The 21,062-nt window shown below is 70.3% G+C and carries 21 protein-coding genes; 13 read left to right on the top strand and 8 right to left on the bottom strand.

Translation table 11 applies throughout. The annotated features are described in order from the left end of the window. Positions 1-82 precede the first annotated feature (82 nt). Positions 83-1,354, bottom strand: a complete 1,272-nt coding sequence (gene hemA / locus EZ216_RS10270; protein WP_135249638.1) for a glutamyl-tRNA reductase — start codon at positions 1,352-1,354, stop codon at positions 83-85. A 61-nt stretch (positions 1,355-1,415) separates the two neighbouring features. Here hemA and EZ216_RS10275 point away from each other — a divergent pair, with 61 nt between their 5' ends. Genes EZ216_RS10275 through queF form a run of 5 tightly spaced genes read left to right on the top strand, consistent with a single transcriptional unit; the run spans position 1,416 to position 5,079 of the window. Continuing rightward, positions 1,416-1,688: a hypothetical protein gene (locus EZ216_RS10275; RefSeq protein WP_135249639.1), complete on the top strand. Its 273-nt coding sequence runs from the start codon at positions 1,416-1,418 to the stop codon at positions 1,686-1,688. A gap of 8 nt (positions 1,689-1,696) precedes the next feature. After that, positions 1,697-2,473 carry a peroxide stress protein YaaA gene (gene yaaA / locus EZ216_RS10280; protein WP_135249640.1) on the top strand — a complete coding sequence of 259 codons (777 nt, stop codon included), beginning with the start codon at positions 1,697-1,699 and terminating at the stop codon, positions 2,471-2,473. Further along, positions 2,470-3,330, top strand: coding sequence for a 2OG-Fe(II) oxygenase (locus EZ216_RS10285; protein WP_135249641.1), 861 nt, complete (start codon positions 2,470-2,472; stop codon positions 3,328-3,330). Before yaaA ends, EZ216_RS10285 begins: the two co-directional genes overlap by 4 nt. 13 nt (positions 3,331-3,343) lie before the next feature. Beyond that, positions 3,344-4,231, top strand: a complete 888-nt coding sequence (locus EZ216_RS10290; RefSeq protein WP_135249642.1) for an alpha/beta fold hydrolase — start codon at positions 3,344-3,346, stop codon at positions 4,229-4,231. Then, positions 4,231-5,079, top strand: coding sequence for an NADPH-dependent 7-cyano-7-deazaguanine reductase QueF (gene queF / locus EZ216_RS10295; RefSeq protein WP_135249643.1), 849 nt, complete (start codon positions 4,231-4,233; stop codon positions 5,077-5,079). The genes EZ216_RS10290 and queF overlap by 1 nt, the downstream gene beginning before the upstream one ends. Here queF and EZ216_RS10300 read toward each other — a convergent pair. Together EZ216_RS10300 and EZ216_RS10305 are read right to left on the bottom strand one after the other, a co-directional pair. Beyond that, the gene (locus EZ216_RS10300; RefSeq protein WP_135249644.1) at positions 5,047-5,340 is read right to left on the bottom strand and encodes a hypothetical protein; all 294 of its coding nucleotides are present in this window, start codon (positions 5,338-5,340) and stop codon (positions 5,047-5,049) included. The two genes, queF and EZ216_RS10300, sit on opposite strands and share 33 nt — an antisense overlap. Positions 5,341-5,374: 34 nt before the next feature. Further along, on the bottom strand, positions 5,375-6,457 hold the full coding sequence (locus EZ216_RS10305) for a hypothetical protein (RefSeq protein ID WP_135249645.1): 1,083 nt from the start codon (positions 6,455-6,457) through the stop codon (positions 5,375-5,377). Between the two features lie 196 nt (positions 6,458-6,653). On the opposite strand from EZ216_RS10305, the gene EZ216_RS10310 reads away from it, so the two are divergent. Continuing rightward, complete coding sequence (locus EZ216_RS10310; RefSeq protein WP_239024330.1) at positions 6,654-7,109, top strand: DUF1569 domain-containing protein; 456 nt, start codon at positions 6,654-6,656, stop codon at positions 7,107-7,109. Positions 7,110-7,121: 12 nt separating this feature from the next. Here the strand turns inward: EZ216_RS10310 and EZ216_RS10315 are convergent, their stop codons facing one another. Next, the gene (locus tag EZ216_RS10315) at positions 7,122-8,303 is read right to left on the bottom strand and encodes a Y-family DNA polymerase (protein ID WP_239024344.1); all 1,182 of its coding nucleotides are present in this window, start codon (positions 8,301-8,303) and stop codon (positions 7,122-7,124) included. Positions 8,304-8,411: 108 nt separating this feature from the next. Here EZ216_RS10315 and EZ216_RS10320 point away from each other — a divergent pair, with 108 nt between their 5' ends. After that, the gene (locus EZ216_RS10320; protein ID WP_135249648.1) at positions 8,412-8,759 is read left to right on the top strand and encodes a GFA family protein; all 348 of its coding nucleotides are present in this window, start codon (positions 8,412-8,414) and stop codon (positions 8,757-8,759) included. 9 nt (positions 8,760-8,768) lie between these two features. On the opposite strand, the gene EZ216_RS10325 is transcribed toward EZ216_RS10320, so the two are convergent. From EZ216_RS10325 to argH, 3 genes are all read right to left on the bottom strand, one after another. Then, positions 8,769-9,590, bottom strand: a complete 822-nt coding sequence (locus tag EZ216_RS10325) for a 2-keto-4-pentenoate hydratase (RefSeq protein ID WP_135249649.1) — start codon at positions 9,588-9,590, stop codon at positions 8,769-8,771. A 2-nt stretch (positions 9,591-9,592) separates the two neighbouring features. After that, positions 9,593-10,765 (bottom strand): alpha-hydroxy acid oxidase, encoded by a 1,173-nt coding sequence (locus EZ216_RS10330; protein WP_135249650.1) that lies wholly within the window; start codon positions 10,763-10,765, stop codon positions 9,593-9,595. A 100-nt stretch (positions 10,766-10,865) separates the two neighbouring features. Then, positions 10,866-12,257, bottom strand: a complete 1,392-nt coding sequence (gene argH, locus EZ216_RS10335; protein WP_135249651.1) for an argininosuccinate lyase — start codon at positions 12,255-12,257, stop codon at positions 10,866-10,868. A gap of 98 nt (positions 12,258-12,355) precedes the next feature. On the opposite strand from argH, the gene EZ216_RS10340 reads away from it, so the two are divergent. Genes EZ216_RS10340 through EZ216_RS10350 form a run of 3 tightly spaced genes read left to right on the top strand, consistent with a single transcriptional unit; the run spans position 12,356 to position 15,367 of the window. Continuing rightward, positions 12,356-13,399 carry a sensor histidine kinase gene (locus EZ216_RS10340; RefSeq protein ID WP_135249652.1) on the top strand — a complete coding sequence of 348 codons (1,044 nt, stop codon included), beginning with the start codon at positions 12,356-12,358 and terminating at the stop codon, positions 13,397-13,399. Further along, positions 13,396-14,139, top strand: coding sequence for a LytR/AlgR family response regulator transcription factor (locus EZ216_RS10345; RefSeq protein WP_205959653.1), 744 nt, complete (start codon positions 13,396-13,398; stop codon positions 14,137-14,139). Before EZ216_RS10340 ends, EZ216_RS10345 begins: the two co-directional genes overlap by 4 nt. 40 nt (positions 14,140-14,179) lie before the next feature. Beyond that, positions 14,180-15,367: an AI-2E family transporter gene (locus tag EZ216_RS10350; protein WP_135249653.1), complete on the top strand. Its 1,188-nt coding sequence runs from the start codon at positions 14,180-14,182 to the stop codon at positions 15,365-15,367. Here the strand turns inward: EZ216_RS10350 and ppc are convergent. Beyond that, complete coding sequence (gene ppc, locus EZ216_RS10355) at positions 15,364-18,219, bottom strand: phosphoenolpyruvate carboxylase (RefSeq protein ID WP_135249654.1); 2,856 nt, start codon at positions 18,217-18,219, stop codon at positions 15,364-15,366. The two genes, EZ216_RS10350 and ppc, sit on opposite strands and share 4 nt — an antisense overlap. A gap of 86 nt (positions 18,220-18,305) precedes the next feature. Here ppc and hemC point away from each other — a divergent pair, with 86 nt between their 5' ends. Genes hemC through EZ216_RS10370 form a run of 3 tightly spaced genes read left to right on the top strand, consistent with a single transcriptional unit; the run spans position 18,306 to position 21,061 of the window. Next, complete coding sequence (gene hemC, locus EZ216_RS10360; RefSeq protein WP_135249655.1) at positions 18,306-19,208, top strand: hydroxymethylbilane synthase; 903 nt, start codon at positions 18,306-18,308, stop codon at positions 19,206-19,208. A gap of 9 nt (positions 19,209-19,217) precedes the next feature. Continuing rightward, entirely contained in the window at positions 19,218-19,976 is a 759-nt protein-coding gene (locus tag EZ216_RS10365) for a uroporphyrinogen-III synthase (protein WP_135249656.1), read from the top strand. After that, a complete protein-coding gene (locus EZ216_RS10370) occupies positions 19,973-21,061 on the top strand; it encodes a uroporphyrinogen-III C-methyltransferase (RefSeq protein WP_135249657.1) in 1,089 nt (362 codons plus the stop codon). Before EZ216_RS10365 ends, EZ216_RS10370 begins: the two co-directional genes overlap by 4 nt. Position 21,062: the final 1 nt, after the last annotated feature.

Here is a 21,062-nt window from a genome sequence, read left to right on the forward strand (position 1 = left end):
TGCGCGCCATGACCGCCGCCTTGATTCGTCATTTGTCATCGACGCGAAGCGAGGTCATGCGCCCGCAGGGCGCGCCGCGTCGCTAACGCTCTTTGCGCAGGAAAAAGTGCTCGATCGCGCTGCTGGCGCGCTCGCGCGATTGCGCGTCGCCGCCGTGCAGCTCGGCCATTGCGCCGTGCAGCATCTTCTGCGTGAGGCCGCGCGACAGGGCTTCCAGCACCGCGTCCACGTCCTCGCCGCGGGCCAGCAGCTTGCGGGCGCGGGCGATCTCCGCGCTGCGCCACTCGTCGGCCTGGGCGTTCAGCTGCTGGATCAGCGGCACCGCGCGGCGCTGGTCCACCCAGTGCAGGAAGCTTTGCACGCCGGCATCGATGATGGCCTCGGCCTGCGCCACCGCCGCCTGGCGCTGTTCCCTGCCGGCCTGCACCACGTGGGCCAGGTCGTCCACCGTGTACAGGTACACGTCTTCCAGCGCCTTGACCTCGGGCTCGATGTCGCGCGGCACGGCCAGGTCGACCATGAACATCGGGCGGTGCTTGCGCGCCTTGATGGCGCGTTCCACCGCGCCCAGCCCGATGATGGGCAGCTGGCTGGCGGTGGAACTGATGACGGCGTCGAACTCGTGCAGCCGCGCGGGCAGGTCGGCCAGACGCATCACCTCGCCGCCGAAGCGCGTGGCCAGCTTCTCGCCGCGTTCCAGCGTGCGGTTGGCGATGGCGATGCGCGCCGGGTTCTTCGCGGCGAAGTGCGTCGCGGCCAGCTCGATCATCTCGCCGGCGCCGACGAACAGCACCTTGATCTTGCCCAGGTCCTCGAACAGCTGGCCGGCCAGGCGCACGGCGGCGGCGGCCATGCTGATGGAATGCGCGCCGATCTCGGTGGCGGTGCGCACTTCCTTGGCCACCGCGAACGAGCGCTGGAACAACTGGTTGAGCGTGGTGCCCAGCGCGCCGGCTTCGTCGGCCACGCGCACCGCGTCTTTCAGCTGGCCCAGGATCTGCGCTTCGCCCAGCACCATGGAATCCAGGCCGCTGGCGACGCGGAAAGCATGCCGTGCGGCCATGCCGTCGCTCAAGGTGTACGCGTGCGAGCGCAAGAGGCCCGGCGGCACGCCGCCGGAATGCGCCAACCACTCGATGGTCGGCTCCAGCCCGTGCTCGGGGCCAGCGCAATAGATCTCGGTGCGATTGCAGGTGGACAGGATGGCCGCCTCGGGCTGGCGGGCCAGCCGGCCCTGCAGGCTTTGCCGCAGGGACCCCAGCGTCGGGGCGATCTGGTCGATGGCGAACGCGAACCGCCCGCGCAGGTCCAGCGGGGCGGTCGTATGGTTGATGCCCAATGCCCAGACTGCCATGGCGGGGATTATAAAATTCCTCGCTATTTCAAGCACTTGGCTTGAATCAAGACCCTGCCGCATGGGCCCCCTCGACCTGCTCGTCCACGTTTGCGGCTTTCTTGCCCCCGCCGCCTTCCTCGCCCTGGTGTTGCCGCCCATGGCGCGCCTGATGCTGCGCCGCCTGAAAGGACCGGCCTGGCCGTGGCAGATGCTGGTGGTGTTCGCGGCCGCCGCACTGGTGCTGGGCGCGGGCCTGTGGTTCTTCAGCCGCGACGGCAAGATGGCCACGTACGCCGCCATGGTGGTGGTGTCGGCCGCGGCGCAGTGGCTGCTGCTGCGCGCCTGGAAATAAGACTCCCGATGCTGTTCCTGATCTCGCCGGCCAAGACGCTGGACTACGAGTCGCCGCTGCCCGCGGACGTCCCGGCCACGATGCCGGACTTCGTCGACCGCTCGGAAAAGCTGATCGCCGTGCTGCGACGCAAGTCGGCCCGGCAGGTTTCGCAGCTGATGGACCTGAGCCCCGCGCTGTCCGAGCTCAACGTGGGGCGTTACCGCGATTGGGCGCCCGACTTCACGGACGGGCAGTCGCGCCAGGCCGTGCTGGCCTTCAACGGCGACGTCTACGACGGGCTGGAGGCGCGCAAGCTGTCCGCCGGCGACCTCGGCTGGGCGCAGCAGCACCTGCGCATCCTCTCGGGCCTGCACGGCGTGCTGCGCCCGCTCGACCGTATCCGCCCCTACCGCCTGGAGATGGGCACCGCGCTGAAAGTCGGCCGCGCCGACAACCTCTACCGTTTCTGGGGTCCCGGCATTGCCGAGCGGCTGAACGAAGACCTGGCGGCCGACGCGTCGCCGGTGATCGTGAACCTGGCCTCCCAGGAGTATTTCCGCGCGGTGGACCTGAAAGCGCTGAAAGCCCGGGTGGTCGAGTGCGTGTTCGAGGACTGGAAAGACGGCTGGAAGGTCATCAGTTTCTTCGCCAAGAAGGCGCGCGGGCGCATGGCCCGGTTCGCCATCACCCGCCGGGTCGGCACGCCGCAGGGCCTGGAAGCTTTCGACCTCGACGGTTACCGTTTCGACGCAACGGCCTCTTCCCCCGGCAAACTGGTGTTCCGAAGGAAAATGCAGCCATGAGCACCCAGACGCACCAGCAGATCACCCCTCAGCTGCGCCAGTGGATCGTGGAACAGGCGCAGGCCGGCCACAGCGCCGAGTCGGTGCTGCAGTCCATGCTGGCGTCGGGCTGGCAGGAGGAAGTCGCCATCGAAGCGATGGAAAGCACGCTGCGCGACCACCTGGAAACCAAGGCGGCGGCGGAAGGCCTGCCGCCTTCGGTGCCGGTGCCGGATCCCAAGCTGGACGACTCGCCCCTGTACGTCGACACGGGCGACCGGCGCGTGCACGTGCTGCAGAACATGTACAACCCGCGCGTCGTCGTGTTCGGCAACCTGCTGTCCGACGAGGAATGCGACGAGCTCATCGCGCTGGCCCGTCCCCGCATGGCGCGCTCGCTCACCGTGGCCACCAAGACCGGCGGCGAGGAAGTGAACGAGGACCGCACCAGCAACGGCATGTTCTTCCAGCGCGGCGAGAACGACCTGGTGCGCCGCATCGAAGCGCGCCTGGCCAGGCTCGTGCACTGGCCCGAGGAAAACGGCGAAGGCCTGCAGGTGCTGCATTACAGGCCGGGCGCCGAGTACAAGCCGCACTACGACTACTTCGACCCGAAGGAGCCGGGTACGCCCACCATCCTCAAGCGCGGCGGCCAGCGCGTGGGCACGCTGATCATGTACCTGGGCGAGCCCGAGAAGGGCGGCGGCACGACGTTCCCCGACGTGCACCTGGAAGTGTTCCCCAAGCGCGGGCACGGCGTGTTCTTCAGCTACGACCGCGCCCACCCGTCCACCAAGACGCTGCACGGCGGCGCGCCCGTCGTGGTGGGCGAGAAGTGGATCGCCACCAAGTGGCTGCGCGAACGGCGCTTCGAGTGAGCGCCGCGCGCCTATGAGGGTCCAGGCCAACGGCCATCCGATCGAAGTCGAGGACACCGGCGAGGCCGGCCGCCCGGCGGTGCTGCTCGTCATGGGCCTGGGCATGCAGCTGGTCGCGTGGCCGGCGCCCTTCGTGGCGGCGCTGCAGGAAGACGGGTTCCGCGTGGTCCGCTTCGACAACCGCGACGTCGGCCTGTCGCAGCACTTCCGCCACCTGGGCGTGCCGAACCTCTTCGTGGAATCGATGCGCCACCGCTTCGGCATGCGCGTGCGCGCGCCCTACACCCTGGCCGACATGGCGGCCGATGCCATCGGCGTGCTGGACGCGCTGGCCATAGCAAAGGCTCACGTGGTCGGCGTCAGCATGGGCGGCATGATCGCGCAGCGCATCGCCATCGCGGCGCCAGAGCGCGTGCTGTCGCTCACCAGCATCATGAGTTCCAGCGGCGCGCGTGGCCTGCCGGGGCCGCAGCCGCACGTGCTCAAGGCCTTGCTCGCGCGGCCGGGCGGCAGGAGCGAGGACGCCATCGTGGACCACACGATGCGCCTGCTGCGTGCCATCGCCAGCCCCGGCTTCCCGCTCGACGAGGCGCAATTGCGCGATCGCGTGCGGCTGGCGCACCGCCGCGCCTACGACCCCGGCGGCACGCTGCGCCAGATGACGGCGGTCGCCGCCGACGACGCGCGCGCCGCGCTGCTGGCCCGCATCCAGGCGCCGACGCTCGTGGTGCATGGCCAGGACGACCCGCTGGTGCCTTTCGCCTGCGGCCACGACACGGCGCGGCGCATCCCGGGCGCGAAGCTGGTGCCGGTACCCGGCATGGGCCATGACCTTCCGCCGGGCGTGGTCGATCGCCTGCTCGAATCCGTGCGGCCGCACCTGCGGCAGACTGCCCCGTGATGGACAACGTCCCCGAAGACTCGCTGCTCGGCAAGCCCGCGCCTTACCGCGACGAGTACGCGCCCGACCTGCTGTACCCCATCCCGCGCGCGCCCAAGCGGCACGAGATCGGCGTCGCCGGCCAGCCGCCGTTCTTCGGCGCCGACCTGTGGACCGCGTACGAGTTGAGCTGGCTCACGCCGCGCGGCAAGCCCGCGGTGGCCATCGCGCATTTCACGGTGCCTTGCGAGACGCCCAACATCGTCGAGAGCAAGTCGTTCAAGCTGTACCTCAACAGCTTCACCAACACGCGCTTCGCCGGCGCCGAAGAGGTGTCGGCCCGGCTGCGCGCCGACGTTTCGGAAGCGGTGTGGCGCGGCGGCGCGGGTTCGGCCTCGGTCGGCGTGCGGCTGGTGTCGCCGGATGCGTTCGACCAGCAGCAGGTGCACGAGATGGATGGTTTGAACGTGGACCGCCTGGACATCGAGTGCACCGAGTACACGCCCAACCCGGAGTTGCTGACGGCCGCCCTCGACGAGAAGCCCGTGGACGAAACGCTGGTCAGCCACCTGCTCAAGAGCAACTGCCTGGTGACGGGCCAGCCCGACTGGGGCTCGGTGCAGGTGCGCTACTCCGGCCCGCAGATCGACCAGGGTGGGCTGCTGCGGTACCTGGTGAGCTTTCGCAACCACCACGAATTCCACGAGCAGTGCGTGGAGCGCATCTTCATGGACATCCGCCGGCGCTGCCGGCCCACCAAGCTGGCCGTGTACGCGCGCTACACGCGCCGCGGCGGGCTGGACATCAACCCGCTGCGCACCAGCCACCCGTTGCCGCTACCCGCGAACGTGCGGACGGCGCGGCAATGAAGCCGCGGGCAGCCAGTCGCAGCGCAGTCGGTTGAGGCGGTGCCAGCGGGCGCGCCACGCCACGTACAGGTCGGGACCGAGCATCGCCACCAGGCACAGCGGAAGCGCCCACAGCGCGTCCAGCGCGTACGCCGGCAGCCAGCCGATCCAGCCCATCACCCACACCGTGAGCAGCACGTCCCACGCGCGGGATTCCAGCGAATGCGTGCGCCGGTGGCGCACCTGCCATTCCTTGATGCAGTGGATCCGCGTCAGGTCCATGGGGGATTCGGGGAGCGCGCGACCGAAGAGGAGATCAGCTTCGCTGGAACAGCACGATCCGCTGCTCGGGCGTGGACTGCGCGCCCTGCGCGGCGGAGAGGTTGACCTCGAACCGCGTGCCGGGCTGCGCGCGCACCGGCCCGAAGTTGAAGCTGAAGTTGCCGTTGGCGTCGGCCTGCACCGTCTGCGGCGGCAGCGTCTGCGCCACGGCGGAACGGCCGACGGCCACGGGTGCGATGGCGTCCACGCGCACGTGCACGCTGGCCCCCGGCGCCGTGCGGCCCTGCACCACGACCTGGCTCGCATCGATGGCGGCGTTGGGCCCGGGGCTGATCACCTGCAGCGGCAGCACTGACATCGGCGCAGCACCCATGGTGTTGCCCGGCACCGCCACGACCAGCGGCCGCGCCAGTTGCGCCGTGACGGTGCGCTCGCCCGCGCGCAGCGTCGCGATCACGGGGCCGTCGCCCACCGCGTCCTGCTGGCGCAGCACGTACTGGCCGGCGTAGTGCCCGGGGCGTTGCTCGCGCAGTTGCACCGGCGTCGGGAGGCCCGGCACTTGCACGGTCGCGTAGGCGCCGGGCGTTCCTTCGATCGCGAAGCGCAATTCAGTACCGGGCACCAGGCGGTCCACCGACGGTGCGCTGAAGCGGTCCAGGTGCAGCGTGGGCACCTGCGTCGTGGGCACCGGCATCAGCGCCGGTTCGGCCGGCGCCTGTGCGAATGAAGGCGGCAGGCGGAAGTCGGAGTTCCGGGTACGCCCGGCGACGGTCAGTTCGCCGCGCACCAGGCTGGTGGGCTTCAGGCGGTCGGTGCGGCGGACGGTGTACTGGCCGGTGTAGATGCCGGGCCGGGTCTCGCGCAGGGCGACGGACACGCCGGCGTCGCGCACTTCGGCGCGCGCGATGCCGTTGGGCGTGCCGCGCATGCTGAATTCCAGCACGGAGCCTGGCTGCAGGCCGGCGTCGGCGTTCACTTCGAGCGCGTCGATGGCGGGGGCGGCGGCAAGGCGCACGGCAGGCGCGGTCTGCGCGGTGGCGGGCAGGGCGCCGAAGGCCGAGGCCACTGCCAGCAGAAAGGCCGCGGCGCCGGCGCGGCGTTGGGGCTTCACGTTCATTTTGTTCTTCCGTAGGACTCGCCTTCCAAGGTAAGCCGTGGTCCCCGCCCGGGCTGTAGGCAACGCGCGGCGACTTTAGTAGGAGCGCTCTCGGCGACTCCCTTGTCCGGCTGAGCCGGCGCGCCTACCATCGCCGCCGATGCGCCGCCGTGATTTCCTTGTTGTGTCCGCCTTCGCCTTCCCGGGAGCTACCGCCATGGCCGATGAACCCCGCGTGCAGTCCCTGGACGGCGCCTTGCGCTGGCTCGACGGCCTGGAGCGGGCACCGGCCGTTCGCGCCACGGGCGCGTGGCCGTTGTCGGCTGTGCTGGACCACCTGGCGCAAAGCGTCGAGATGAGCCTGGACGGCTTCCCGCAACCGAAGAGCGAGCTGTTCCAGCACACCGCGGGGAGTGCCGCCTTCGCGGTGTTCAAGTGGCGCGGCCGGATGAGCCACGGCCTGGCCGAGCCCATCCCGGGCGCGCCAGCGCTGAGCGCCGGCGCGGACTGGAGGCTTTCAGCGCTGCGGTTGCGCCACGCGATCGGCCGCTTCCAGGCCAACCAGGGCGCGCTGAAGCCGCATTTCGCGTACGGCGCGCTGTCCAAAGGCGACTACTCGCTGGCGCACGCCTTCCACATCGCCAACCACCAGGACGAAATCGTCGCCGGCTGAGCTGGCGCGGGTTCAGCCCTGCGTGAACAGGTCGGGGATGGGCTCAGCCACGCAAGGCGCCGCGGCCGCTATCGCCGCCACCTCTTCCGTGCGCGCGAGCTTGCCCACGCGCACGCCCAGCAGGCGCAGCCGCTGGTCCAGCGGCACGCGTTTCAGGCATTGGCCCGCGATGCGGCGGATCTCGCGCGGGTCGTCGGTGAAGTGGCCGATGGTCTGGTCGCGCGTGGCGATGCGGAAATCGTCGTAGCGCAGCTTGATGCCGATGGTCTTGCCGACGTAGCCCTTGCGCCGCAGGTCTTCGGCCACGTGCTCGCAGAGCTGGGTGAAGATGGCGCCCAGCTCCGCGCGGTCGCGCACCGCATGCAGGTCGCGGTCGAACGTGGTCTCGCGGCTCATGGACACCGGTTCGCTCTCGGTGACCACGGGGCGGTCGTCGCGGCCCCAGGCGGCGTGGTGCATCCAGTGGCCGGTGCTGCGGCCGAAGTTCTCCACCAGCCAGGCCACGTCCTTGGCCGCGATCTCGCCGATGGTCTGCACGCCCAGCTTGTGCAGCCTGGCTTCGGCCTTGGGCCCGATGCCGTTGATCTTGCGCACCGCCAGCGGCCACATCTTCGCCTGCACGTCTTCCTCGAAGACGATGGAGATGCCGTTGGGCTTGTTGAACTCGCTGGCCATCTTGGCGATCAGCTTGTTGGGCGCCACGCCGATGCTGCAGGTGAGCCGGGTCGCTTCGAAGATGCCCTTCTGGATCAGGCGCGCCAGCACGCGGCCGCCTTCGCGCTGGCCGCCGGGCACGTCGGTGAAGTCGATGTAGACCTCGTCGATGCCGCGGTCCTCCACCAGCGGCGCGATGTCGCGGATCACCGCCTTGAAGGCGCGCGACACGCGCCGCACCTCGTCGAAGTCGGCGGGCAGCACGATGGCGTCGGGCGCCAGCTTCGCCGCCTTCATCATGCCCATCGCGGAACCCACGCCGAACACGCGCGCGGGGTAAGTCGCGGTGGTGATGACGCCCCGGCCGACGTAGTCCTTCAGCAGCGGAAACGCCTCGGGCGGGATCTCGGACAGCGGCCGCTCCGCGTAGCGCTCGCGGATGATCTCGTCGACCCTGCGCCGGCCGCCGCCGATGACCACCGGCAGCCCCCTGAGCTGCGGATACCGCAGCAGCTCCACGGACGCGAAGAACGCGTCCATGTCCAGGTGGGCGATGCGGCGCAGCTTCTCGGTCACGGCGTCCGGGATTTTCGCCGAGCGCGCGGCGCCGGCCGCACAATGGCCCGGTAACCGGAACCAGGAGACGAGATGAAATACCGGGGAAGCTGCCATTGCGGCAACGTGGCCTACGAAGCCGAAGGCGAGATCAAGAGCGCGATGGCGTGCAACTGCTCGATCTGCCAGCGGAAAGGCTCGCTCCTGTGGTTCATCCCGCGCCCGCAGCTGAAGCTGCAGACGCCGGACGAGAACGCCGCGACCTACGAATTCAACAAGCACCTGATCAAGCACCGCTTCTGCAAGGTCTGCGGCATCCATCCATACGCGGAAGCGGTGGGGCCGGACGGGCAGCCGATGGCGGCCGTGAACGTGCGCTGCCTGGAAGGCATCGACCTGGAGAAGGTGCCCGTCACTCACTACGACGGGCGGTCGCGCTGAAGAAGCGCGTCAGCCGGTGAGCGCCAGCCGCAGCGGTTGCAGCGGCACGCCGGCCGGCACCATGGCCCACGACTGGCCGGGCGACACCGCATAGGCGGCAGTGACGGTGCCCGTGGTCACCACTTCGCCCGGGCGCAGCGCGGCTTCGGCGCCTTGTCCCGTGAGCACCGCGACCAGGTGCCCCAGCGCCGCGAGCGGACTGCCCAGCACGTTGCTGCCTCGGCCCGTCTCCACGTGCTGGCCGTCGCGATGCAGGCCCACCGTCAACGCCGCCAGCACCGCGGCCGGATCGTCGCCCAGCGACGAAAGCGGTACACGCGTGCCGAGTACCAGTCTTCCATGCAGGCCGCTGGCCGCCGTTGTGTCCGCGACCTGGAACTTCCAGCCCGGGAAATGCGACTGCACGATCTCGAACGCGGGCGCGACCCACTCGATGCAATCCAGCAGCGCCTGCACGTCCGCGCCGGCCGGTGGCGTGGCGCGCAGGCCGAACGCGACCTCGGGTTCGATCTTCGGCTCCGCCAGGCCGGCGAGGCTCAATGCCGCTTCGCCGTCCTTCGCGTCGGCCAGCGTGTGCTCGTAGACGTAGCCCCAGATCGGCTGGTGCACGCCGTACTCGGGCCAGATGTTGGCGTTGGTGAAGCCGATCTTGCGGCCGCGCGGGCTGGCGCCCGCCGCCAGGCGCGATTGATGGATGCGCGCCGCGACCGCATAGCCGTCGTCGACGCTGAAATCCGTGTACCGCGAAGTGACCGTGGGGAGGGATTGGCAAGCGTCCTGCGCGGCCCGCATTTCCGCCGCGATGGCGTCCAGCTTGCCTGCCGCCCGCATCGTCAAAGCCCCGCCGGCTTGCCGGTGGGGTAGCTGCCCGGCAGCAGGATGCCGGTGTCCACGGCGTTGATGTCGGTGCGGCCGCAGAAGGCCATCGACAGGTCGAGCTCGTTGCGGATGATCTCCAGCGCCTTCTCCACGCCTTCCTGGCCCATCGCGCCCAGGCCGTACAGCATGGCGCGGCCGATGTAGACGCCGCGCGCGCCCAGCGCCACCGCCTTGAGCACGTGCTGGCCGGAGCGGATGCCGCCGTCCATGTGCACCTCGATGCGCGAGCCCACGGCCTGCGCGATCTCCGGCAGCGCCGAGATGGACGAGGGCGCGCCGTCGAGCTGGCGGCCGCCGTGGTTGGAGACGATCAGCGCATCGGCGCCGCTGTCCACGGCGTGCTGCGCGTCCTCGGCGTCCTGGATGCCCTTGAGGATGAGCTTGCCGCCCCAGCGCTTCTTGATCCACGCCACGTCGTCCCACGACAGGCGCGGGTCGAACTGCTTGGCGGTCCACTCGGACAGCGAGCCCATGTTCTCCACGCCCTTGACGTGGCCGACGATGTTGCCGAACTGCCGCCGCTGCGTGCCCAGCATGGCCATGCACCAGCGCGGCTTGGTCATGAGGTTGAGCATGTTCGGGATCGTGAGCTTGGGCGGCGCCGACAGGCCGTTCTTGATGTCCTTGTGGCGCTGGCCCAGGATCTGCAGGTCCAGCGTCAGCACCAGCGCGGAGCAGTTGGCCGCCTTGGCGCGGTCGATCAGCCTTTCGATGAAGGCGCGGTCGCGCATCACGTACAGCTGGAACCAGAACGGGTGGTTGTCCGTGCCCTGGGCCACGTCCTCGATGGAGCAGATGCTCATGGTCGACAGCGTGAACGGGATGCCGAACTTCTTGGCCGCGCGCGCCGCCAGGATCTCGCCGTCGGCATGCTGCATGCCGGTCAGGCCCGTGGGCGCGATAGCGACCGGCATCGCCACCGGCTGGCCGATCATGGTGGTCCTGGTGCTGCGGCCTTCCATGTTCACCGCCACGCGCTGGCGGAACAGGATGCGGTTGAAGTCGTCCTCGTTGGCGCGGTAGGTGCTCTCGGTCCACGAGCCGGAGTCGGCGTAGTCGTAGAACATGCGCGGCACGCGGCGCTGCGCGAGCACGCGCAGGTCTTCGATGTTGGTGATCTTGGGCAAGGGCGTCTCCTCCAGCGCGCAGCTTAAGCGCGGCCGCGCGCGCCGGTTTGAATCTTCTTGGGCCGGGTTGCAATTTTGCTCACGGCCGCGCCCGGGGCGCTCAGCCCAGGCGCTGGCGGTGGCGCGCGACCTGCGCGCGCACCTGCGCGGGAGCGGTGCCGCCCACCACGTTGCGAGCGTCCAGCGAGCCGCGCAGCGACAGCACCTGGAACACGTCCTGCCCAATGGAGGCATTGAACTCCTGCAGCTTGGCCAGCGGCAGTTCCGACAGGTCCACGCCCATGGCCTGCGCGGTCTTCACCGCGTGGGCGACCACCTCGTGCGCGTCGCGGAAGGGCAGGCCCTTCTTCACCAGGTAGTCGGCCAGGTCGGTGGCGGTGGCGAAGCCCTTGCGCGCGGCGGCTTCCATCGCTTCCTTGTTCACGGTGATGCCGCCCATCATCTCGATGAAGATGCGCAGCGTGTCGCGCAGCGTGTCCACCGTGTCGAAGAGCGGTTCCTTGTCTTCCTGGTTGTCCTTGTTGTAGGCCAGCGGCTGGCCCTTCATCAGGGTGACCAGCGCGACCAGGTGGCCGGCCACGCGGCCGGTCTTGCCGCGCGCGAGTTCCGGCACGTCCGGGTTCTTCTTCTGCGGCATGATCGACGAGCCGGTGGTGAAGCGGTCGGCGATGCGGATGAAGCCGAAGTTCTGGCTCATCCACAGCACCAGCTCTTCGGACAGGCGCGAGACGTGCACCATGGCCAGCGTGGCCGCGGCGGTGAATTCGATGGCGAAGTCGCGGTCGCTCACCGCGTCCAGCGAGTTCTGGCAGACGCCTTCCATGCCCAGCGCCTTTGCCACGGCTTCGCGGTCCAGCGGGTAGCTGGTGCCGGCCAGCGCGGCGGCGCCCAGCGGCAGGCGGTTGACGCGCTTGCGCACGTCGGCCAGGCGCTCGGCGTCGCGCGAGAACATCTCCACGTAGGCCAGCATGTGGTGGCCGAAGCTCACGGGCTGCGCCACCTGCAGGTGCGTGAAGCCGGGCAGGATGACGTCGGCGTTCTGTTCCGCCAGCGCCAGCAGCGACTTCTGCAGCTCGGTGAGCAGGCCGGACAGCACGTCGATCTCGCCGCGCAACCACAGGCGCACGTCGGTGGCGACTTGGTCGTTGCGGCTGCGGCCGGTGTGCAGGCGCTTGCCGGCATCGCCCACCAGCTGCGTCAGGCGAGCCTCGATGTTGAGGTGCACGTCCTCCAGGTCCAGCTTCCATTCGAAGGCGCCGGACTCGATCTCCTGCTTCACCTGCGCCATCCCGCGCTGGATCTCGGCCAGGTCGCCGGCGGGGATGATCCCCTGCGCGGCTAGCATGCCGGCATGGGCCAGCGAGCCCTGGATGTCGGCCTGCCAGAGGCGCTTGTCGAAGTCCACGCTGGCCGTGTAGCGCTTGACCAGGTCGCTCATGGGTTCGGAGAACAGGGCCGACCAGGCCTGGGACTTGTGATCGAGTTGCGACATGACGGAGGGCGGCGGGCGCGGTTGGTGCCGCTTTGGGGTTGGCCCGTGATGGGCTGGCGGAGGATTCACCAATAATTTGGGCCAATCCCGCCTCATCGATGAACGACTCGCAAATTTTATCGGCCTTCCAGGACCTCGCCGGCCGGCCCGAGCCGCCGCCCCCGCCCGAGCGCCAGGTGCTGCTGTTCGACGCCTGCCAGGTGGGCGTGGTGCTGCGCGCCGTGCTGTTCGTCGAGACCGTGATGGCGGTGGGCGCGATGTTCGGCCCCGGCGGGGCGCCCGGCTGGCTGGCGCGGGTGGCCGCCCTCAGCGGCGCCGCACTGCCGGGCACCCTGGCCTGGCTGGTGGTGGGCTGCGCCTTCAAGCGGCTGCTGGCGCGCCTGCCGGCCTGGGTCCAGCAGGGCGTGGGCGTGGCGATGGGAGCGCTGGCCGGCCTGTACGGCTGCGGGCTGCTGGTGCTGATGTCCCTGCCGGCCGACGCGCCCTGGCTGGCCTCGGCCTGCGCCGGCGCGCTGCTGGCCGCCGCGCTGGTGGTGGGCCTGGTGCTGCGCGCCAAGTCCCGCATGCCGGCCGCGACCGCCGCTCGCCTGTCGGAGCTGCAGGCGCGCATCCAGCCGCATTTCCTGTTCAACACCCTCAATTCCGCCATCGCGCTGGTGCGCGAGGACCCGGCCCTCGCCGAGACCGTGCTGGAGGACCTGAGCGACCTGTTCCGCCACGCGCTCACCGAGCGGGGCGAAGCCGTGACGCTGGACGAGGAGGTGGCGTTGGCGCGCCGCTACCTCGCCATCGAGCAGGTGCGCTTCGGCGACCGGCTCCGGGTGGAGTGGGCGATCGACCCGCGGGCCGGCGCGGCCAAGGTGCCGCCGCTGCTGCTGCAGCCGCTGGTGGAGAACGCCGTCAAGCACGGGGTGGAGCCCAGTCCCACCGGGGCGGAAGTGCGCATCAGCACCCAGCTTCGCGGCGGCAGCGTGGTCATCAAGGTCACCAACACCGTTCCCGCGGGCCAGGGGCTTCCCGGCAATGGCGTGGCACAAGACAATGTGCGCGACCGTCTCCGGTTGCTGCACGACGTGCAGGCGCAGTTCCGCACCGTCCTGAAGGACGGCATCTACCAGGTGAGGATGGAGGTCCCGGCATGAACGAGAGCCTGCAGGTTCTGGTGGTGGACGACGAATCCCTGGCGCGATCCCGCCTGCGCTCCTTGCTGGGCGATTGCCGCGCGCCCGCCGCGGTGGCCGCGGGCGAGGCGGCCAATGCGACCGAGGCGATGGAGGCGCTGCGCCGCGGCATCTACGACGCGGTGCTGCTGGACGTGCGCATGCCCGGCGCGGATGGGCTGGCGCTGGCGCATGCCTTGCGCGGCATGCTGCGGCCGCCGGCGGTGGTGTTCGTCACCGCGCACGCGGAACACGCGGTGGCCGCCTTCGACCTGGAAGCCGCCGACTACCTGACCAAGCCGGTGCGGCTGGAACGCCTGCAGATCGCGCTGCAGAAAGTCGAAAGACTGCTTGCCGGCCGGCGTCCCGCGGCCGGCGACACGCCGGACACGCTCGTCATCCAGGACCGGGGTAGGACGGAGCGGGTTCCGCTGTCGGAGGTTCTCTATTTCAAGGCCGAACTCAAATACATCACGGTCCGTACCGCATCCAGAAGCTATATATTGGACGCGTCGCTCAGCGAACTGGAAGAGCGCCACGCCGCGCAGTTCCTGCGCGTCCACCGCAACGCGCTGGTGGCGCGCCGGGCGGTGAGGGCGCTGGAAAAGCACGACGACCCCGAAGAGGGCGAGGGCTGGGCGGTGCGGCTCAACGGCATCGATGAGCTGCTGCAGGTTTCACGGCGGCAGCTGACGGCGGTGCGCGAGGCGCTGGCAAGGTAGGGAGGGCATGGGGGCTCGGTAAAGGTGCCTGGACGTCCCCATGAACGAGGAACAGCAAGTACAGCAGGTCCTGGCGGCGGTGCCCCCGCCGCAGGACATCGATCCCACGGAGCCGCCGCACGTCCTGCTGCACGTGCACGAAAACCCGCGCAGCGTCGCCCTCGTCGTGCTGTGCACGCTGGCCGTGCTGGCGGTGCTGAAGTGGGCCAGCGCTTTCTTCATCCCGCTGATGCTCGGATTCGTCTTCTACTACGCGCTGTCGCCCGTGGTCGAAGCCATGGCCCGCGTGCGCATCCCGCGCGCGGTGGGCGCGGCGGTGCTGATCACCGCCATCCTGGCGGGCGGCGCCGTCGCGATGTATTCGCTGGTGGACGACGCCAACGAGCTGATCGACTCGCTGCCCGCCGCCGCCCAGCGCGTGCGCGACAGGATCGAGCAGCGCACGAGCAAGCGCACGCCGCTGGACCAGGTGCAGCGTGCGGCGGCCGAACTGGAGAAGGCCACCGAGTCGGCCAACACCACCATGCCGGCGCCGGGCGCGCCGCGCGGCGTGCAGCGCGTCGTCGTCGAGAAGAGCCGCTTCGACATCCGCGAGCACCTGTGGACGGGCGGCATCGGCCTGGCCACCGTCGTCGGCCAGGTGACGCTCGTCACCTTCCTCACGTACTTCCTGCTGATGTCGGGCGACACCTTCCGGCGCAAGCTGGTGAAGATCACCGGGCCGAGCCTCACCGAGAAGAAGCTGACCGTGCAGGCGCTCGACGAGATCAACGTGCAGATCCAGCGCTACCTGCTGGTGCAGCTGCTGGCCAGCGTGGGCGTGGGCATCGCCAGCGGCGTGGCCTTCGGCATGCTGGGCCTGAAGCACGCGGCCGTGTGGGGCGTGGTGGCGGGCATCCTGAACCTGGTGCCTTACGTGGGCTCCATCCTCATCACCCTCGCGGCGGGCTTCGCGGCCTTCGTGCAGTCGGGCGACATCGAGCTGCCGATGTGGGTGGTGGGCGTCTCGCTGCTGATCCACACCGTGGAAGGCAACCTGCTGGTGCCGTGGCTCACCAGCAAGGCCAGCCGCATGAACGCCGTGTCCGTGTTCATCGGCGTGCTGTTCTGGGGCTGGCTGTGGGGCGTGTGGGGCCTGCTGCTGGGCATCCCGATCATGATGGTGATCAAGGCAGTCTGCGACCGCGTGGAGCAGCTCAAGCCCGTGGGCGAGCTGCTCGGAACCTAGCCGGTATTGCGCAGCCCCGCCGCGATGCCGTTGATCGAGATGTGGATGCCGCGGCGCACGCGTTCGTCCGCCTGTCCGGCGCGGTAGCGCCGCACCAGTTCCACCTGCAGGTGGTGCAGCGGGTCGATGTACGGAAAGCGGTGCCGGATCGACCGCTGCAGGGCCGCGTTGCCCGCCAGCCGCTGCTTCTCGCCCGTGATCAATGCCAGCGCGTCGACCGTGCGATGCCACTCGGCCTCGATCAGGCCGAACACCTTCTTGCGCAGGCGCGTGTCGCTCACCAGGTCGGCGTAGCGCGAAGCCAGCGCCAGGTCGCTCTTGGCCAGCACCATGTCCATGTTCGACAGCAGCGCGCGGAAGAACGGCCATTGGCGGTACATCTTCTGCAGCAGCGCGACGCGCTCGCGATAGGCCGTTCGGGCCGAGCTTGCCGAAGCCTTGCCCTGGCCTTCGACAGGCTCAGGCCGAACGGCGTGGAGGAACGCCTCCACCGCGGTACCGAAGCCGTACCAGCCATTCAGCGTGGCGCGGCACTGGCCCCAGCTGAAGCTCCAGGGAATGGCGCGCAAGTCCTCGATGCGCTGGCTGGCTTTGCGTGATGCCGGCCGCGAGCCGATGTTCAGTTCGGCGATCTCGCGGATGGGCGTGGCGGCGAAGAAGTAGTCGGTGAAGCCGGGCGTCTCGTACACCAGCGAGCGGTAGGCGCGCATGCCGGCTTGCGACAGCGTCTCGGCGGCTTCGAGGAAAGCCTTGGGCGCGGCCTTGCCGGGCTGCAGCAGCGTGGCTTCCAGCGTGGCGGCCACCAGCGTCTCCAGGTTGCGGCGGCCGATCTCGGGGTTGGCGTACTTGGAGCCGATGACCTCCCCCTGTTCCGTGAGGCGGATCTGGCCGCGCACCGTGCCCGGCGGCTGCGACAGGATGGCCTGGTAGCTGGGGCCGCCGCCGCGGCCGACGGTGCCGCCGCGCCCGTGGAACATGCGCAGGCGGATCGGGTGCGTGGCCGAGAGCTCGTCGAACAGCGCCACCAGCGCGGTGCCGGCGCGGTACAGCTCCCAGTTGCTGGTGAAGATGCCGCCGTCCTTGTTGCTGTCGCTGTAGCCCAGCATGATGTCCTGCTCGGCGCCGGAGCGCTGCACCAGGCGCGCGATGCCGGACAGCGAATAGAACTCGCGCATGATGGGCGCGGCGTTGCGCAGGTCTTCGATGGTTTCGAAGAGCGGCACCACGATCAGGTCCGCGGTGCCGTGGTCGTCCAGCGTGCCGCGCAGCAGGCCCGCTTCCTTCTGCAGCAGCAGCACCTCCAGCAGGTCGCTCACGGCCTCGGTGTGGCTGATGATGTAGTGGCGGATCGCATCGCGGCCGTAGCGCGCGCGCATGCGCAGCGCGGTCTCGAAGATGGCGAGCTCGTGCCGCGCCCATTCGGAGTATTCGGCGCCGACCACGCGCAGCGGGCGCGCGTCGTTCAGCAGGCGCAGCAGCAGCTCGCGGCGCGCCGGCTCTGCCAGTTTCGCGTAGTGCGGCTCGATGCGCGCGGTGGCCAGCAGCTCGGCCACCACCAGTTCGTGCTGGTCGGAGCTCTGGCGCAGGTCCATGGTGGCCAGGTGGAATCCGAACACTTCCACCGCGCGGATCAGCGGCTGCAGGCGGTGCGCGGTGAGCGCGCCGGAGTGGCCGGCCTTCAGCGAGTCGCGGATGGTGCACAGGTCGGCGTGGAACTCCTCCGCCGTGCGGTACGGGTTCTGCGGCGGCAGCAGGTGGCGCGCGGCGTCGCCGCCGGTCAGCTCCTTCAGCGTGGCCGCCAGCCGCGAGTACATGCCGGCCAGTGCGCGGCGGTACGGCTCGTCCTCGCGATGCTCGCTGCGGTCGGGCGAGCGCTCGGCCAGCTTGCGCATCTCCGGCGTGACGTCCACCAGCAGCGCAGAGATCGACAGCTCGCGCCCGAGGAAGTGCACCTCCGTCAGGTAGTGGCGCAGCGCGACTTCGCACTGGCGGCTCAGCGCCTGCTCCAGCGTCTGCGCCGACACGTTGGGGTTGCCGTCGCGGTCGCCGCCGATCCACATGCCCATGCGCAGGAAGCTGGCCACGGGTTGCGAGCCCAGCTCGCGCTCCAGTCCGGCATACAGCTTGGGGATCTCGCGCAGGAAGGTGGCCTCGTAGTACGACAGCGCGTTCTCGATCTCGTCGGCCACGGTGAGCTTGGAGAAGCGCAGCAGCCGCGTCTGCCACAGCTGCATCACGCGGGCGCGGATCTGCGCTTCGTTCGCGGACAGCTCGCGCGGCGCCAGGGCGTCTCGCGGCAGCGCTCGTGCCTTGATCTCGTCGCGCTCGGCCAGCAGGTGCGCGATCTCGCGCTCGGCGTCCAGGATGCTCTGGCGCTGCACTTCGGTCGGGTGCGCGGTGAGCACCGGCGACACGTAGCTGGTGGCCAGCGTCTGCGAAATGGCGCGCGGCTGGATGCCGGCCCAGCGCAGCCGCGCCAGCGCCACATCGATGCTGCCTTCCTGCGTGTCGCCGGCGCGCTCGTGCACGGCGCGGCGGCGGATGTGGTGGCGGTCCTCGGCCAGGTTGGCCAGGTGGCTGAAGTAGGTGAACGCACGGATCACGCTGACGGCCTGGTCGCCGCTGAGCGTCTTCAGCAGCGTCTTCAGCGCCTTGTCGGCGTCGTGATCGGCGTCGCGGCGGAAGGCGACGGAGAGCTTGCGGATGCGCTCGACCAGCTCGTACGCATCGACGCCTTCCTGCTCGCGGATGACGTCGCCCAGGATGCGGCCCAGCAGGCGGATGTCCTCGACCAGCGGCCGCTCGTTGTCCCGTGCGCGGCGCGCCGGCGTGTCCTGCGGGGGTGGGGGCATAGGGGGCTCTCTCCGCCTGCTGAAATTTTGGGCAGCGCAGATGCTAGCATCGGCACCCCCCGAAGGATGACAGGCAGGTTACGGCATTGGGCACGTTCACCATCGCCACCCGCGAAAGCCGCTTGGCGCTCTGGCAGGCCGAGCACGTGAAGGCGCGGCTGGCCGCGCATGGGCACGAGGTGTCGCTGCTGGGCATGACCACCCGCGGCGACCAGATCCTGGACCGCAGCCTCAGCAAGGTCGGCGGCAAGGGCCTGTTCGTCAAGGAACTGGAAGTCGCCCTCGAGGAAGGCCGCGCCGACCTGGCCGTGCACTCGCTCAAGGACGTGCCGATGGACCTGCCCGAGGGCTTCGCGCTCGCTTGCGTGATGGAGCGCGAGGACCCGCGCGACGCCTTCGTCTCGAACCGATACCAGCAGCTGCAGGACCTGCCGCAGGGCGCGCTGGTCGGCACGTCCAGCCTGCGCCGCGTGGTGCTGCTGCAGGCGCTGCGGCCGGACCTGCGCATCGAGCCGCTGCGCGGCAACCTGGACACGCGCCTGCGCAAGCTGGACGAAGGCGGCTACGACGCCATCGTGCTGGCGGCGGCGGGGCTGAAGCGGCTGGGGCTGGAGAGCCGCATCCGCGCAGTGTTCGAACCGTCGGAGATGCTGCCCGCGGCGGGGCAGGGTGCCTTGGGCATCGAAGTGCGCGCCGATCACGCGGCGGTGGCGCAAGCCCTTTCGCCGCTGGCGCACCAGGTGACCTGGCTCGCGGTGGCGGCCGAGCGCGCGGTCAGCCGCGCCATGGGCGGCAGCTGCTCCATGCCGCTGGCCGCGCATGCCACGCTGCGGGGCGAAGTGCTGCAACTGCGCGGCGCATGGGGCGATCCGGACCAGCCGGGCCGGCTGGTGCGCGCCGAAGCCAGCGGTGCGGTGGGCAGCCTGGAAGAAGCCGCCGCGTTGGGCACTCGCCTGGCCGAAGAGCTGCGCGCCGGCGGCGCGCGCTGAAGGCGCCGCATGCGCGTGGTGCTCACCCGGCCGGCGCAGGACGCTGCGGGTTGGGCGCGCGACCTGCGCGCCGCGGGCCATGAGGTCGTTTCGCTGCCGCTGATCGAGATCGGGCCGCCGCCGGATGCGGATGCGTTGGCGCGTGCCCGGCAGGCGCTGGGCGATTTCAACGCAGCGATGTTCGTCAGCGCCAACGCAGTGCGCGGGCTGCTCGGTGAGCGCTGCTCCTGGCCGGCACGCATGCGCGCCTGGGCGACGGGCCCCGGCACTCGCGATGCGTTGCTCGCAGCCGGCATCCCGGCACAAGCGATCGACTCGCCGGACGAGGCCGCTGCGCAATTCGATTCGGAAGCGTTGTGGGCGCTGGTCGAAGGCCAGGCGGTGGCCGGCGCGCGTGTCCTGCTCCTGCGCGGTGCCGACGCCACCGGTGAACCGGCGGGCCGCGACTGGCTGAGGTCGCGCCTGGCGTCCGCCGGCGTGCAGGTTGAAACCGTCGCCACGTACTCGCGCCGCGCGCCGTCGTGGTCGGCGATGCAAGCGGATGAAGCGGCCCGCGCGGCAGGCGGTGGCGCCGTCTGGCTCTTCAGCAGCAGCGAAGCCATCCGCAATCTCGCGCACTTGCTGCCAGCCCAGGACTGGTCGCGCGCCCGTGCCGTGGCGACCCATGAGCGCATCGCGCAGGCCGCGCGGGAAGCGGGCTTCGGTGTTGTTTGCCCGTCACGACCCGGCCGGGCGGCCGTGGCCGCCGCCCTAGAATCATTCGGATGAGTGCCGAGCCCGAACGCGAGCCAGCCGCTCCGAGCTCTCCTTCCACCGACCACCTCCCCGCGACTGCTCCCGCCGCCGATCCGGCCGGGTCCGGCCGCGGAGCGCCGGCGCGCCGGGCCATGGGCCTGCTCGCCGTCCTGGCGCTGGTGTCGCTCGCGCTGAGTGGATTGCTCTGGCAGAAGCTGTCGACCATCCAGGAACAGCTGGCGCGCCAGAGCGCCGACGCCGGCAGCCAGTCCGTGGAGGCGCGCGCCATCGCGAAACAGGCGCAGGAACTCGCGCGCGACGTGGCGGCGCGCCAGGCCGTCGCCGAGACGCGCCTGAACGAGGTGGCGATGCAGCGCGGCCAGCTCGAGGACCTGATGCAGAGCCTGTCGCGCTCGCGTGACGAGAACCTGGTGGTGGACATCGAAGCCGGCCTGCGCCTGGCGCAACAGCAGGCCCAGCTGACGCTCAGCGCCGAGCCGCTGCTGGCCGCGCTGCGTACCGCCGACCAGCGCCTGGCCCGCTCGGGCGAGCCGCGGCTGGCACGCATCCGCGCCGCCATCACGCGCGACATGGACCGCATCAAGACCGCGGCCGTGGCCGACGTGCCCGGCATCCTGCTGCGCATCGACGACATCGCGCGGCAGGTCGACGAACTGCCGCTGGCCAACGCCGTCGGCGCGGCGGCAGGCCGCGCGCCGGCCAAGCCCGCCAGCGCGCCGGCGTCGCGGCCTGCTCCGTGGTGGGAACCTGCCATCGCCGCCGTGCGCGACGAAGCGCGCAGCCTGGTGCGCGTGAGCCGCATCGACCAGCCTGAAGCCGCGCTCGTTGCGCCCGACCAGGCTTTCTTCCTGCGCGAGAACCTGAAGTTGCGGCTGATGAACGCGCGGCTGGCGCTGCTGTCGCGGCAGATCGACGCGGCGCGCGCCGACGTGTCCGCGGCTTCCGTCGCGCTGCAGAAGTACTTCGATCCCGCCGCGCGCCGCACCCAGGCGATGGTCGCGCTGCTGCAGCAGACGCAGCAGCAATTGCGCGTGGTCGACGTGCCGCGCATTGACGAAACGCTGGCCACGCTGGCCACCACGGCGGCGGGGAGATAAG

This window comes from Ramlibacter humi (assembly GCF_004681975.1).
Lineage (GTDB): Bacteria > Pseudomonadota > Gammaproteobacteria > Burkholderiales > Burkholderiaceae_C > Ramlibacter > Ramlibacter humi.

Bases quoted from the DNA above. Each gene is read 5' to 3' on its own strand.
- queF (WP_135249643.1), top strand. From the start codon at position 4,231: ATGGACAACGTCCCCGAAGACTCGCTGCTCGGCAAGCCCGCGCCTTAC.
- EZ216_RS10345 (WP_205959653.1), top strand. From the start codon at position 13,396: ATGAACGAGAGCCTGCAGGTTCTGGTGGTGGACGACGAATCCCTGGCG.
- EZ216_RS10370 (WP_135249657.1), top strand. From the start codon at position 19,973: ATGAGTGCCGAGCCCGAACGCGAGCCAGCCGCTCCGAGCTCTCCTTCC.
- EZ216_RS10315 (WP_239024344.1), bottom strand. From the start codon at position 8,303: ATGGACGCGTTCTTCGCGTCCGTGGAGCTGCTGCGGTATCCGCAGCTC.
- EZ216_RS10305 (WP_135249645.1), bottom strand. From the start codon at position 6,457: ATGAACGTGAAGCCCCAACGCCGCGCCGGCGCCGCGGCCTTTCTGCTG.
- EZ216_RS10310 (WP_239024330.1), top strand. From the start codon at position 6,654: ATGGCCGATGAACCCCGCGTGCAGTCCCTGGACGGCGCCTTGCGCTGG.
- ppc (WP_135249654.1), bottom strand. From the start codon at position 18,219: ATGCCCCCACCCCCGCAGGACACGCCGGCGCGCCGCGCACGGGACAAC.
- EZ216_RS10325 (WP_135249649.1), bottom strand. From the start codon at position 9,590: ATGCGGGCGGCAGGCAAGCTGGACGCCATCGCGGCGGAAATGCGGGCC.
- EZ216_RS10365 (WP_135249656.1), top strand. From the start codon at position 19,218: ATGCGCGTGGTGCTCACCCGGCCGGCGCAGGACGCTGCGGGTTGGGCG.
- EZ216_RS10340 (WP_135249652.1), top strand. From the start codon at position 12,356: ATGAACGACTCGCAAATTTTATCGGCCTTCCAGGACCTCGCCGGCCGG.
- EZ216_RS10285 (WP_135249641.1), top strand. From the start codon at position 2,470: ATGAGCACCCAGACGCACCAGCAGATCACCCCTCAGCTGCGCCAGTGG.
- EZ216_RS10290 (WP_135249642.1), top strand. From the start codon at position 3,344: ATGAGGGTCCAGGCCAACGGCCATCCGATCGAAGTCGAGGACACCGGC.
- yaaA (WP_135249640.1), top strand. From the start codon at position 1,697: ATGCTGTTCCTGATCTCGCCGGCCAAGACGCTGGACTACGAGTCGCCG.
- EZ216_RS10320 (WP_135249648.1), top strand. From the start codon at position 8,412: ATGAAATACCGGGGAAGCTGCCATTGCGGCAACGTGGCCTACGAAGCC.
- EZ216_RS10350 (WP_135249653.1), top strand. From the start codon at position 14,180: ATGAACGAGGAACAGCAAGTACAGCAGGTCCTGGCGGCGGTGCCCCCG.
- argH (WP_135249651.1), bottom strand. From the start codon at position 12,257: ATGTCGCAACTCGATCACAAGTCCCAGGCCTGGTCGGCCCTGTTCTCC.
- EZ216_RS10300 (WP_135249644.1), bottom strand. From the start codon at position 5,340: ATGGACCTGACGCGGATCCACTGCATCAAGGAATGGCAGGTGCGCCAC.
- hemA (WP_135249638.1), bottom strand. From the start codon at position 1,354: ATGGCAGTCTGGGCATTGGGCATCAACCATACGACCGCCCCGCTGGAC.
- EZ216_RS10275 (WP_135249639.1), top strand. From the start codon at position 1,416: ATGGGCCCCCTCGACCTGCTCGTCCACGTTTGCGGCTTTCTTGCCCCC.